Here is a 13618-nt window from a genome sequence, read left to right as displayed (position 1 = left end):
CTATTTTTAGCACTCTTTGTTTTTGAGTGATAGAATTATACATTAAAGAAAGTTAATTGTCAATAAATTAAGTAAAATATATCATATAAGTTTAGTCTATTACACTAAATTTTTATGATATATTATTATAAAGGTTTCTCATGAAAAAAATTCTTTACATTCTTTTAGGCGTAGTGTGCGTGGCATTATTAGCTATATATACATTATTATTTACAAGTATGGGTAATGCTTTTTTAAAGCCAAGAATCGAAACGATAATTGCTCAAAAAAGCGGTATGAATGTTAAATTTGAAAATTTTAAAATTAGTTTTTCACAACTTGACATTAAAGCAAATATTGATGATAAATTTTTTGCTAATATAGAAGGTGGTATATCGCCTTTAAGACTAGGATTTGATTTAAACTATCTTTTAGGACTTAAACAAAATTATATTCAAGAACTTGGCTTAAAAAGCGATAAAGATTTTACATTCAAGGGTGATGTTGTAGGTAAAAGTAGCGATTTTTCAGTAAAAGGTAATGGATTTTTATTTGATTCTAATCTTAGCTTAGATGCAAAAATAGTTGATTTTTCTCCTATAAATCTTGAATTTATTGGAAAAAATATAGACTTAGCTCAAATTTTAGATTTTGCTAATCTACCAAGATATGCTCAAGGAAAAATTAGTATTATAAGTGATATACAAGCTAAAGATTTAAAACCAAATGGTAATGCTTTGATTAATTTTTACACAAGTTCTATCGACAATGCTCTAATTGAAAAAGATTTTAATCTAAGCTTACCAAAACAAAGCTATATAAAGGGTGAAATAAGATCTTTAATCCAAAACAATGAAGTTATATCTAAAAGTGAAATTTTAAGCAACTTCTTCAAACTTTATACACAAAAAAGTATTTATGATATAGCAAAACAAAGCTTAACTAGTGATTTTGACATCAAAATAGATGATTTTAATCAATTTTCATCTTTAGCTAAAATGAAACTCCAAGGCAAAAGTCAAATTCAAGGTAATTTACTTTTTGCAAGCAATCAATTACAAAAATTAGATGCTAACTTGCTGGGATTTGGTGGTAGCTTAAAAGCTATTTTAGAAAATAATAATCTTAATATCAACACAACTGATATAGAAGTAGCAGAGCTTTTAAAGACTATCTCTATGCCTGCTTTTATTAATTCTAAATTAATTTTAGATTTAAAAGCGCAAGGACTTGATTTTAAAAATTTCAATCTAAATACTAGGTTAAACAATGCAAATATAAATGTTATAGAATTTAAAAAATTAAGCAATCTTGATTTTCCAAAAACAACTTTTAATCTACAAGCTAAAGCAAATGCGAAAAATTCTTTGATTGATTATGAAGCTTTGCTTGATTCAAACATAGCAAAAATACCTCAGCTAAAAGGCTCTTATAATCTTACAAACAAAGATTTAAAAGCACAAATTAGTGCTTTTGTAGATAATCTTAACAAATTAAAACCTTTAACCAAGCAAGATCTCAATGGACCTTTAAATTTAGATGCCAAAGTTGATCTTAAGGCAAATCAAATTCAAAATCTTGATGCAAATATTAAAATCATGCAAGGACTTATCAATGCGAAATCTAATGGAAAAAGTTTACAAGCAAAGGTTAATAATATAAAATTAGAACAACTTTTTCCTTTGATAGGACAAAAAGTTTTAGCATTTGGCGATGTAAATGCTGATATTGATTTAAAAACACTTGATTTTAACAATATTAATGGTGATTTTAAAGCCATTATTAATTCTTCTTTTAATGAAGTAGAATTATCCAAGCTTTTGGATAAAAAATTTCCAAAGAATACTTCAGCAAAAATCAATCTTGATGGAAAAATTTCTAAATCAATCATTGATTTTAATGCTAAAGCTCTAAGTTCATTTGCAAATATTAACTCATTAAAAGGAAATTTTGATCTTAATCAAATGGCTCTAGCAAGCACTTATAATATATCATTGCAAGATTTTTCTAAGCTAGGATTTTTAGTCGATAGAAACTTAAAAGGCAAGGCTGATTTTGAAGGAAAATTTGATTTTAAAAACGCTTTAATAGATGCAAGCGTTAATAGTAAAAATATATTTAATGGCTCATTAAATGCCATTTTAAAAAATAATATTTTTAACGCTAAAATGCAAAATACTGATCTTTCAAATTTAGCTCAAAGTTTAGATTTGCCTGATTATTACCAAGCAAAATCAAATTTAAGTATTGACTACAATCTTTTAAAAGAAAGCGGTGTGGTGCTAATAAACTTAGCCGATGGACAACTTAAGAAAAACCTCATCACAAGTGCTTTAATGCTACTTTTACAAAAAGATATCACTCAAGATGTATATCGCAACGGTGAAGCTAAAATAAATATCAATAAAAATCTTATAGATTTAAATTTAAACCTAGTGGCTGATAGAAGTAATATAAACATCAGCAAAGGCAAAGTTGATACAAAAAGCACTAAATTAAACATTCCTTTTAATATCGTTATTGATAGAGCAAATTTCAAAGGAATTATAAAAGGAACAACACAAGATCCTAAAGTAAGTCTTGATACAAAAAGTGTTGTAAATTCTATTGTTAATACAATAGGTGGAAATGCTAGTGATGGTGCTAAAAACACAGGTAAAAAAGTAGATCAGGCAATAGATAAAATCTTTAACAAACTCTTCTAATACATCTAGCCTTAAAAAGGCTAGATTTTTTAAAATAAACCAAATTTACCATCTTTTTTCTTATATAGCACCCTCATTTTTGCATCTATGTCATTAAAAACTAAAAATATATCCTTACTTGCTTTTAGCTTTTCTAATGCTTCTTCAATTTCTAAAGGTTTATATAGCTCAAGTTCTGTTGGAACTATCTCATCTTCCTCAATCACACTTGGCAATACTAAATTTTCTTTTATCTCATCTTGATGCTTATGGGTAATATTTTTATCATGTAATCTTCTTAAAACCTTAGAAATTCTATCAATAGCTAAATCTATAGCAGCGTATAAGTCTTTATCTTTTTGCTTTACAACCACTGTATTAATACCAGCTAAGTTAATGCTAAATTCAGCCCAAAATCCTTTCTTTCCATGCCTTTCATCAGCACTTATAACACAACGCACAGAAATCACATCTAAGCCATATTTACTTAAAGCATCAAAGCTTTTTTCCACATACTCTTTTATAGACTCAGTTAGCTCAAATTGCTTTCCAACTATACTTGTATTCATTACTTCTCCTTTTTATGAAGTTAAATACATTATAGCACTTTAATCGTAAAAAAAATAACTTTTTAAATAAAAAATAAATTTAAAATTTTAAAGGATCTAAAATAAGTGCGCCATCTACTGAAAGTTTTTTACCTTGAAAGTGTGTTTTACAAAAAGAAACAATTAAAGCATGAAAAATTTGATAAAGCTCGTATAGTTTACATTCTTTTTTTAGTAAAACACATAATTCTTGTTGATTTTTAGCTATGCCTTTTTTTAAAAAATCTGCTAATTCATCATAACTTTGACACTCATAACCTAAATAATTAGCTATTTTTGCACTATAAGCATCAACTACCAAAACTTCTTTTTTACATATATAATTTAAAATTCCATCTGCACTTTCTTGACCAAAACCCTTAATACTCAAAAGCCATTCTCTATCTACTTCTTCTTTAAAAAGTTCAAAAGAATTAAAATCTTGGAAATATTTTTGAGCGAAATTTTTAATATATTTTGCTTTGGTATTATAAAATCCACTTGGCTTTATTAAAAGCGCTAAATCTTGAGTGCTTAAAGTTAATAAATCTTCTATCTTAGTAATATTTGCTTGTTTTAAATTTGTCAAAGCTTTTAATACATTTTTCCAGTTTGTATTTTGGGTTAAAACTACAGAAATTAAAATTTCAAACTCGCTTAAAGTATTATTTTCTAGCCATTCAAAATCGTTATAGTTGATATTTGCATTAACTAAAGCTTTAAAAATTTCATATCCGCTCATGCTTTTTCACTCTTTCTTAAATGCATCAAAATAGCCTCGATCACATCATCATCGTCTTTGCTTTTTGCCTTAATGACTTCCTTACTCTCATCATCTTTTACAAAACAAATATTTTGCTCATAATTACTCACTAGTTTATAATGCTTGCTAGCTAAAATTTTTATGATGATTAAATCCAAAAACTGCTTTGTGAAGATATCAGGCTTACCAAAACGATCATTCATCTCACTTTCTATTTCATAGACTTCATTAACACTCATACATTTACTAAGTCTTCTATAAAGCTCTAATCTCAAACGATCTTCACCAATATACTCACTATTTAAAAAGGCATTGATATTAAGCTTTAGATCTATTTTTTTCTCTTTAATTTCTTCTTTTTTGCTTAGCTTATTAATTTCATCTTCTAACATTTTAAGATATAAACTATAACCAATTTGTTCTATATGTCCACTTTGATCCACACCTAATAAATTTCCACCACCACGAATTTCTAAATCATGATAAGCAAGTACGCTTCCTGAGCCCAAATAAGAATTACTCTCTAAACTCGTAAGTCTTTTTAAAGAATCTTTTGTGATTTTTTCCTTATCTTCAATCAAAAAATAACAATATCCTTGCTTAGCACTACGCCCTACTCTTCCTCTAAGTTGGTGCAAATCAGCCATACCAAAGCGATCTGAATTTTCTACTATGATAGTGTTTGCATTTGCCAAATCAATACCACTTTCAACTATAGAAGTACAAAGCAATAAATCATATTCTTTATTTTCGAATTTAATCATTTCTTCTTCAGTAATTTTTGCATCAATTTTAGAATGCAAGATTAAAATTTTTAAATTTGGAAACAAATCTAAAAGATATTTTTTACACCCATCAATACTTGCTATATGATTGTGTATATAAAAAATCTGTCCTGCTCTTCTTAATTCTCTTGAAATAGCTTCTTTAATCAAAGCGTCATTACTTTCTCTAACAAAGGTACGCACATCCAAACGATCCTCAGGTGGAGTTTGTAAAACACTATATGACTTTAAAGAGCTAAGAGCTTGATTTAAACTTCTTGGTATAGGCGTTGCCGACATAGATAGAATATGTGAATTTTTACTTAGTTCCTTGAGTTTTTCTTTTTGTTTTACACCAAATTTATGCTCCTCATCTATCACGACTAAACCCAAATTTTCACACTCAACCCCTAAAAGAGAATGCGTTCCAACCACTACACAGGGCTTATTTTCTTTTAAAAATGCTAAAACTTGTTTTTTTTCTTTAGCACTAGTAAAACGATCTAGCTTAAAAACCTCTATATCAAAAGAATCAAATCTTCGTTTTAAGGTTTTAAAATGCTGGGCTGAAAGTAAAGTAGTTGGCACAAAAAATAAAGCCGTATAACCACTTTTTACACAAGTAAATATAGCGTTCATAGCAACTTCTGTTTTACCAAAACCCACATCGCCACTTAAAAGCCTATCCATCACCTGCATACTTTTTAAATCTTGAGTGATTTCTTGACAAACTTGACTTTGATCTTTAGTGTAAAAAAATCCTGCTTTATTGATAAATTCATCTTGTAATTCTTGAGAAATTTTTAATTCTTTTGCTTTTATCAAAGCTCTAGCCGCTGCTAAAGAAACTATATTTGAAGCAATGGCAAATAATTTTTCTTTTAATCTTTCTTTGATTTTTAGAAAACTTCCTTTTCCAAGCTTATCAAGTAAAGGCACACCACCACTTGCACCGATATATTTATCAATCATATACAAATTTTCAACAGGCAATAAAAGCTTATCATTATTTAAATACCCAAGAGCGACAAATTCTTTTTTTGCTCCTGCAATTATAATAATCTCAAGACCTAAAAATTTAGCTATACCATAATCTCCATGTACAACAAAATCCCCAACTCTAAGCTCATCTATTACCAAACTTGCTTTTCTAACTCTTTTACTTTTTTCTTTTTTATTTAAAGAGATAATAAGCTCATCTTGAGTGATTAGGTTGATTCTTTCTTGAGATATTTTTAATTTAATATTTGAAAATTCTTGTAAATTTAAAGCTTTAAACAAAGCTTCATTTTTTGCCAAAATAGTAATTTTTTTATCTTTGTGAAAAGTGAAAAAATCATGATTATAAGAACTTACTAAATCTTTACAAAATCTTGGTTCAGGTAAAATATTTTGATTAATTTTACTAATATCTTCTTCAAAATCATTTACATCAAATTTTTTTATGCTTATGAAATTTAAATCTAAATAATCACAAAAATCATCAACACACCAAAATCCTAAAGAATTAACATCATTAATAATACTTTGGCTTTGAAAATTTTGAATTTTTTCTTGTAAATTTTCATATTGCTCTTGATTAAAAGCACTTAAAAATGGACAAATTTCAATTTTTGAAAGTTCATTTGGGATTGATTTTTGTGTATGAATATCAAAATATCTTATACTTTCTATCTCATCTGAAAAAAGCAAAATTCTAAAAGGTTGTTCTTCATTAATCGCAAAAATATCTATAATATCCCCGCGTATTGAAACTTCACCCTTATCTTGAACTATATCCACAAACTCATACCCACTATGTAAAATTTCTTCTTTAAATTTCTCTAAAACAAGAAGCGAATTTCTTTTAAGAATAATGTTTTTTAGATGCTTTTTACCCGGTAACTTTTGCAAAATTGTTTTTATAGGAGAAATTAAAATTTTATTTTCATCTTCTTTGTGATAAGCATTTAAAACTTTACAAATTTCAAAAAGCTCTTTAGAAAAAGAGCGCAAGTCACTACCAAATTCTGCTCTAAAATCAGGTAAAACGAAAGTTTTTAAATTTAAAAATAAACAAACTTGAGCTAACTCATCTGCTTCTTTATCATTCTCACAAACTATTAACTCAGTTTTGTTACTTAATAAATATTCATATAATTTAGCTTGCATTTTCTGAATTTTCTATGCTCACATCAATAGTTGCAAGTTCTTCGTCTTTTTCAATTATTTTACTGCTTCCATTAAATTTTCCGCCATTTTCAATGCTTAATTGTTTAACTATGATATTACCATTAAGCACACCACCGGATAAAATTTCCAAAGAATCAACTTGCATTTCTCCTTCAAAAACCCCATTAATCACTATCTTACTTGCCTTAACTTGTCCTTTTAAAACACCACTTTTACCTATCACTATCACATTAGAAGAATCAATCACACCTGTAATCTCTCCATCTAAATGAAGCATAGAGTCAAAATAAAATTTTCCTTCTATTTTTGCTCCGTTTGAAATGACTGTAGTTTCGGATACTGTAGCAATAGAGCCTTTATTAAAGATTGCCATGGAACTCTCCTTTCTTTATCAAATATTTGTTCATAATTTTTTCGGTTTAAATCTATAAAAATTTTAGGGTCTAAAAGTTTATTAATAAATCTAACCTCATAATGTAAGTGTGGTCCCGTAGAAAGACCGGTATTTCCTGTATATCCAAGCAAATCACCTTTTTTTACAAATTGCCCTGCCTTAACAACATCTTTGCGCATCATATGTGCATATACCGTTTTAAAGCCAAAATTATGAATCAAAATCACTGAATAACCATAACCATTATTACTATATGCAGCATACTCAACCACTCCATTTGCCGGTGCATAAATAGGAGTATTTAAAGCTGCTCTTAAATCAATACCTGGATGAAACTCTTTTTTATTTAATATAGGATGATGACGCCATCCGAAATTACCTGTGATTCCATTATCTTCTATCACATGGCCATTTGGAATTTGTGTTAAAAATAAATAAGCTTGATCGTTAGTAAGTTTAACTTTTTCCAATCTTTCTGGTATATCCAAACCCTCATCTTGCTTTAAACCTAAATTTTCTTCAATATCTGCAAGTTGAGTTTGGAGTTCATCATATAAGGCTGTTTTTTCCTCTAAACTTTTTTGCATACTTTCATTTTGAGAAAATAATTTAGTATTTTTTGCTGACAATGCTTCTTGCTCTTTTAAAAGCTCTGAACGCTTATCTGCTAAATAATTAATATATAAAGCACCCAAAACTATAACAACAAAAACAAAAGAAGTAAAATAAATAATTACTTTTTTTATAATCTGACTTAATAAAAAATGTCTAGAACCATTTACATCTGTGATAGTTAGCGTAAATTTATCTTTCATTATAGCCTCTTAAAAAATTTTCTACCAATACAAAAGAACCAAAAACTAAATACAACTCATCTTTTTTTATTTGTTCAAATTTTTGACAAGCAATATCTAATTTTTCTAAATTTTCTAGTAAAACAGAGCCTGCTAAAGGTCTGTCTTTGCTTTCATATTCATAAATTTCAACTATTTTTATTATAGGCTTTAAAGCTCTTAAAATTTTATAAGAATCTTTATCTAAAAAGCAATTATAAACTAAATGAACTTTTTTTTCCTTGAAAATTTCAGTTAAAGTTAAAGCTGCCATTTCATTATGGCCTACATCAACAAAAATATTTTGACTTATTTGCTCACACCTTCCTTTTAAATCAAGTTTTGGCAAATTACTAATGCTGCAAATCAATTCTTTTTCATTTTTGGCATAAATTTTAGAAAAAGCTTCTAAGGCTAAAAAAAGATTATCTTTTAAAAAAGTTGCTAAATTATATTTTTGAATATATTTTTGCACATAAGGATAAATAGCCTTGTTTTCATCTAACGCACTAATATCTAAACTAGCTTGTTTTAATTTTGCTATTTTTTGAGCCAAATTTAATACTTTTGTTTCTTGCTTATGATTAATTAAAGCTTTAGCACTCATGGCTTTTAATTTTGTTCTTGCTATTTCATCTAAGTTTTTACCCAATAAATCTTGATGATCAAAACCTATTTTAGTAAAAATACTAAAATCTATCTCAAAAACACTTGTAGCATCGTACTCTCCACCTACTCCAGCTTCTAAAATCACATAATCACAATCTTTAAAAACAAAAAATGCTAAAAATGTAGCATACTCAAAATAGCTAAGTTTTTTCACATCATCTAAAAAAACACTTTCTAATTCTTCGTGTGCTTTTTCTAAAAGCTCATTGCCTGTAATTTTTCCATTTAACCAAAATCTTTCATTAAATTCAAAAATATGAGGACTAGTATAATGTCCTACTTTACATCCTTGCTCTAAGAGTAAAAGCGCTAAAAATCTACCTGTGCTTCCTTTGCCATTAGTGCCAATAATTTGAATATTTTTAGTTTTTGGGATAAATTTTTTATATTTTTCATACATACTAAACATAAAAAATCTACTGATTTTTTGTACATGCATAGTTTTTTGTGAAAGTGTTTGCTGGAATTTCATACTAAGCTTTTTGCATTAATTCTTTTAAAATATCACCATCTGGAAATTCTTTTTTTTCTATACAAGAAGATGATAAAACAAGTCTAACTACTTCTTCTTTATAAATAAATTTATAATCATCTATAAGCTTCAAAGCTTTTTCCGTAAAGATTTGAGCATCTTCTAAGCTTTTACCCGGAAAAACAATTAAATAAGAACTTTCATCTAAAATCCAAATTTCAGCTAAATTTTTACATAAGTCTTTGAGGATTTTTTTAAACTTCCCGCTAATAGTCTTAAAACTATCAATACCATAAGCATTAATAACATGTTCTATATCATTGATTTTAAAGAAAGATAAAGCATAATTAACCGCATAAAGCTTATAATTTTCATCAAGTTTTTTAAGCTCTTGAGCAAGACTCCATTGTTCTCTTTGCTCATCATCGCTTGTAGCTTGAATTTGTGTTTTAATTTGAGCTATTTGCTCGTTTGCATACAAAAGCTTATCTTTTAATGTATCAAAATTAATCTGCACATTACCATTTTCATCTTTAGTTAAAGCATTAATAAATTTCACATCTTCTTGGCTATTATCATAAAGCTTTGAAACCATTTCATTTAGGCTTTCTAAATGCTGATTGAAAAAAGAAAGATTTTTTTGTATATAGTATTTATCTATTGCTTCTTTTTTTTGTAGCATCAAACAATATTCATGTGCAAATTCTTTTCTAGCAATCAATCTAGGATTTTCTTTTAATTTTTGCTTAAATTGCTCTACTTCTTTACTCTCACCAAATAAAGGTTCTAAAGAAGCTAGTAAAAGTTCAGCTTGTTTTTCATAAGAACGTTCTTTTAGCATAGTGATAAGTTTTTCTATTAAAGCATGAAAATCCAAAAAAGCTCGGATATTAAATTCTTCTAATTTTTTTAAAAGTTCTCCATCTTCATAAGATTTTTCAAGTTCTTTCCATTTAGCTCTTAAAAGATATATGGTTTCTAAATCCATAGCTTGGGATAATCTGTGTTGAGTAATTTGAGCAAGCTCTTTAATTTTTTTATCTTTACTAATACTAAGTTGTTGAATGATTAAGCCAAGCAAAGCATAAACATCTTCATATTTTCTACTTACCTGTCTATTGAGCCTAGAGACTAAAAACATCAAAAACTCATCAATAGTTCGAATACTTTTTCCTTTTAATTCTTGCTTGTAAGAATCATCTAAAAGATTGGTGTATTTTTCTATTCTGGCTTTATTTGAACTCATCACTCCTGCTTTTTTAGCACACTCTTCAAACACCTCGCTATAATTTTCAGGAGTTGGATATAACTTACGCTCTTTTAGTTTTATCAATGTTTCTTTTGCAATTTCATTGATATGACTTGCCATTTTATTTATAACCCCTAATAGCTATAATAGAAACAAATTCATCAAAAGCTTCACTTGATGCATTTTTAATTGCTTCAAATCTTGCTTGATCACTGATGATAGAGTTTGGATTAATATCAAAATTATAACTTCCTTTAGTATTTACAATTTCTTCCTTGCCATTTTTATAACGCAACACAAACTCCAAATAAAGCTCTGCTTTATAATTAATCACATAACCATTTTTATCATAAACCATAGGATGAAATTCTAACTTTTTCATCGTGACTATAATAGAACTATCTGCATTATACTCATCTGTGATTTTTCTACCAAGCTTATTAAGCATGGCTTCTCTTAGAATGTCTGTTATGTAAACACTGTTTTCAGGATCTTGTTTGCTAATATTGATTTTTAAAAATACATTTTCACCCAAAACCCTACTTGCCATCTGCGAAGAGGGAATATATCCACAAGCTATGATGAAAAAAGCAAAAAACAACACTAGATATTTTTTCATTTAATCACCAAATTTACTAATTTCTTGTCAATATAAATTTCTTTTACTATAGTTTTTCCTTCTAGCCATTTTGCGACATTTTCTTTAGCTAAAGCTAAAATCTCATCTTCTTTAGCTTCTGAATTTATTTCAATCTGTGCTCTTTTTTTACCATTAACACTAATAGCTATATTAAAGCTATCCTTTATAAAAACCTCATCTTTTATTTTTAATACTTTAAAATTTTCACATTTAAATAAATGCTCACTAAGTTCAAAACAAACATGAGGGATGATAGGCTCTAAGATATTTAAAATAATATAAAAAGCTTCTTTTGAAACTTCTTTATGATTTATAGCATTTAAAGCATTTAAAGCCTCCATACATGCAGCTATTAAGGTATTAAAGGCAAAGCTTTCTTCATAAACTTCGAAAGATTTTTTCAAAGCTTCATATACTTTTAATCTAGCATATTTTTCTTCTTTATTTAAACTTTGATGATCAATTTCTTGTATTTTTCCACATTCTAAACTCATAGCCTTTTCATAAAGCCTATTGATAAATTTAAACGCACCTTCTAATGCGTTATCGTTCCATTCAAGTTCTTTAGCAGGTGGTGCAGCAAACAATATAAATAATCTTGCACTATCTGCTCCATATTTTTCTATAATATAATCAGGATCAACCACATTCCCCTTGGACTTACTCATCTTAGCACCATCTTTAGTGACCATTCCTTGGGTTAAAAGTCTATTAAAAGGCTCATCATCTTTTAAATAACCCAAATCCCTAAGTGCTTTTTGGAAAAATCTAGCATAGAGTAAATGCAATATCGCATGTTCAATCCCACCAATATATTCATCAACATTCATCCAATAATTAACACTTTTTTCATCTACTGCTTTTTCTTGCCATGTTTTATCATCACTTGCAAAACGCGCAAAATACCAAGAACTTTCAAAGAAAGTATCTAAAGTATCGCTTTCTTTTTGCGCTTTTTTACCACATTTTGGACAAACGCACTCTTTCCATGTTTCATGCTTATCAAGTGGATTTCCTTCTCCATTTATCACCACATCCTCAGGCAAGGTAATAGGTAAATTTTCTATTTTTTGAGGAACTATGCCACAAGAGTCACACTTAATCATTGGTATAGGAGCTCCCCAATATCTTTGTCTAGAAACACCCCAATCACGAATTTTAAAATTAGTAACCTTTTTACCAATACCCAAAGATTCAATTTTTAAACTAATTTTTTCTCTAGCATCATTGCATTCTAATTGATCAAATTCGCCACTATTAGTTAAAACGCCTTCTTTTAAAGTGTAGCATTGTGCGTCATTCTCATCTTTATAAATTACTTTTTTTATAGCCAAATTATAAGTTTTTGCAAACTCATAATCTCTTTCATCGTGAGCAGGCACGCTCATAACAGCCCCACTACCATAATCACTTAAAACAAAATTAGCCACCCATAAAGGAATTTTTTCTTTGCTTAGTGGATGGATTACATAAAGATTTAAAAAATATCCTTCTTTTGGTGCAGCTTGTCTTTGGCGCGGTGTTTGATTTTGTATATTTTGAATTTTAGCTATAACATCTTGATCTAGTAATTTTTTATCAATTAATTCATTTACTATTTCATGATCAGGTGCTAAAGCAATATAAGACACTCCATAAATAGTCTCAGCTCTTGTTGTAAAAACATTGATCTTTTTTGCACTGATTTTATCATTTTCTTCTATATCAAAATCAAAACTAAGTCCTGTGCTTTTACCTATCCAATTTTCTTGCATAGTTAGAACTTGACTTGGCCATTTTCCTTCTAATTTTTTAAGATCTTGCAATAATTCATCTGCATAAGCGGTAATTTTTACATAGTATCCTGGCATTTTTTTTCTAATGACTTCATGTCCACAACGCCAACATTTGCCATCTTCAACTTGCTCATTTGCTAAGACTGTTTTATCATTCTCACACCAATTAACTTCAGCTTCTTTAGTATAAACAAGTCCTTTTTCATACATTTTGATAAAAAATTCTTGCTCAAATTTAGTATATAAAGGATCAGAAGTAGCAAACATTCTTTTTTTAGAAAAAGAAAAGCCCAAAGATGCAAGTTCATTTTGCATATAATCAATATTTTCATAAGTCCATTTTTTAGGATGGATACCATGTTTAATTGCAGCATTTTCAGCAGGCATACCAAAACTATCAAAACCTATAGGATGTAAGACATTAAAACCTTTTTTTCTATAATACCTAGCCATAGCATCACCTATGCTATAGTTTCTCACATGTCCCATATGAATTCTACCACTTGGGTATGGAAACATAGATAAAATGTATTTTTTTGGCAAAGAAAAATCATCTTTTGGTTCAAAATATTCTTTTTCTTGCCAAATTTTTTGCCATTTTTTTTCTATTTTACCTGCTTCATATGCCATTTTAACT

The 13618-nt window shown here is 28.2% G+C and carries 10 protein-coding genes; 1 reads left to right on the top strand and 9 read right to left on the bottom strand.

Annotated features, from left to right (window positions below; genetic code table 11):
• Positions 1–140 precede the first annotated feature (140 nt).
• Positions 141–2684 (top strand): hypothetical protein, encoded by a 2544-nt coding sequence (locus L8U00_RS00165; RefSeq protein ID WP_263708094.1) that lies wholly within the window; start codon positions 141–143, stop codon positions 2682–2684.
• 29 nt (positions 2685–2713) lie between these two features.
• Here the strand turns inward: L8U00_RS00165 and hpf are convergent, their stop codons facing one another.
• From hpf to leuS, 9 genes are all read right to left on the bottom strand, one after another.
• The gene (hpf, locus tag L8U00_RS00160; protein WP_263708093.1) at positions 2714–3232 is read right to left on the bottom strand and encodes a ribosome hibernation-promoting factor, HPF/YfiA family; all 519 of its coding nucleotides are present in this window, start codon (positions 3230–3232) and stop codon (positions 2714–2716) included.
• Positions 3233–3311: 79 nt separating this feature from the next.
• The gene (locus L8U00_RS00155) at positions 3312–3992 is read right to left on the bottom strand and encodes a 3-methyladenine DNA glycosylase (RefSeq protein WP_263708092.1); all 681 of its coding nucleotides are present in this window, start codon (positions 3990–3992) and stop codon (positions 3312–3314) included.
• The gene (locus L8U00_RS00150) at positions 3989–6928 is read right to left on the bottom strand and encodes a DEAD/DEAH box helicase (RefSeq protein ID WP_263708091.1); all 2940 of its coding nucleotides are present in this window, start codon (positions 6926–6928) and stop codon (positions 3989–3991) included. The genes L8U00_RS00155 and L8U00_RS00150 overlap by 4 nt, the downstream gene beginning before the upstream one ends.
• The gene (locus tag L8U00_RS00145) at positions 6918–7322 is read right to left on the bottom strand and encodes a bactofilin family protein (RefSeq protein ID WP_263682088.1); all 405 of its coding nucleotides are present in this window, start codon (positions 7320–7322) and stop codon (positions 6918–6920) included. Before L8U00_RS00145 ends, L8U00_RS00150 begins: the two co-directional genes overlap by 11 nt.
• Positions 7250–8161, bottom strand: a complete 912-nt coding sequence (locus L8U00_RS00140; RefSeq protein WP_263708215.1) for a M23 family metallopeptidase — start codon at positions 8159–8161, stop codon at positions 7250–7252. The genes L8U00_RS00145 and L8U00_RS00140 overlap by 73 nt, the downstream gene beginning before the upstream one ends.
• Positions 8148–9317, bottom strand: coding sequence for a Mur ligase family protein (locus tag L8U00_RS00135; protein ID WP_263708090.1), 1170 nt, complete (start codon positions 9315–9317; stop codon positions 8148–8150). The genes L8U00_RS00140 and L8U00_RS00135 overlap by 14 nt, the downstream gene beginning before the upstream one ends.
• A 1-nt stretch (position 9318) precedes the next feature.
• Positions 9319–10686 (bottom strand): hypothetical protein, encoded by a 1368-nt coding sequence (locus tag L8U00_RS00130; RefSeq protein ID WP_263708089.1) that lies wholly within the window; start codon positions 10684–10686, stop codon positions 9319–9321.
• A gap of 1 nt (position 10687) precedes the next feature.
• The gene (lptE, locus tag L8U00_RS00125) at positions 10688–11185 is read right to left on the bottom strand and encodes an LPS assembly lipoprotein LptE (RefSeq protein ID WP_039668573.1); all 498 of its coding nucleotides are present in this window, start codon (positions 11183–11185) and stop codon (positions 10688–10690) included.
• Positions 11182–13611 carry a leucine--tRNA ligase gene (gene leuS, locus L8U00_RS00120; protein ID WP_263708088.1) on the bottom strand — a complete coding sequence of 810 codons (2430 nt, stop codon included), beginning with the start codon at positions 13609–13611 and terminating at the stop codon, positions 11182–11184. The genes lptE and leuS overlap by 4 nt, the downstream gene beginning before the upstream one ends.
• Positions 13612–13618 lie beyond the last annotated feature (7 nt).

It is taken from the genome of Campylobacter sp. IFREMER_LSEM_CL2256, from assembly GCF_025771645.1.
Lineage (GTDB): Bacteria > Campylobacterota > Campylobacteria > Campylobacterales > Campylobacteraceae > Campylobacter_D.
The sequence above is the reverse complement of the archived record's forward strand: the minus strand, read 5'-3'. Positions and strand labels throughout refer to the sequence as shown.

Bases quoted from the DNA above. Each gene is read 5' to 3' on its own strand.
- L8U00_RS00165 (WP_263708094.1), top strand. From the start codon at position 141: ATGAAAAAAATTCTTTACATTCTTTTAGGCGTAGTGTGCGTGGCATTA.
- hpf (WP_263708093.1), bottom strand. From the start codon at position 3,232: ATGAATACAAGTATAGTTGGAAAGCAATTTGAGCTAACTGAGTCTATA.
- L8U00_RS00155 (WP_263708092.1), bottom strand. From the start codon at position 3,992: ATGAGCGGATATGAAATTTTTAAAGCTTTAGTTAATGCAAATATCAAC.
- L8U00_RS00150 (WP_263708091.1), bottom strand. From the start codon at position 6,928: ATGCAAGCTAAATTATATGAATATTTATTAAGTAACAAAACTGAGTTA.
- L8U00_RS00145 (WP_263682088.1), bottom strand. From the start codon at position 7,322: ATGGCAATCTTTAATAAAGGCTCTATTGCTACAGTATCCGAAACTACA.
- L8U00_RS00135 (WP_263708090.1), bottom strand. From the start codon at position 9,317: ATGAAATTCCAGCAAACACTTTCACAAAAAACTATGCATGTACAAAAA.
- L8U00_RS00130 (WP_263708089.1), bottom strand. From the start codon at position 10,686: ATGGCAAGTCATATCAATGAAATTGCAAAAGAAACATTGATAAAACTA.
- lptE (WP_039668573.1), bottom strand. From the start codon at position 11,185: ATGAAAAAATATCTAGTGTTGTTTTTTGCTTTTTTCATCATAGCTTGT.
- leuS (WP_263708088.1), bottom strand. From the start codon at position 13,611: ATGGCATATGAAGCAGGTAAAATAGAAAAAAAATGGCAAAAAATTTGG.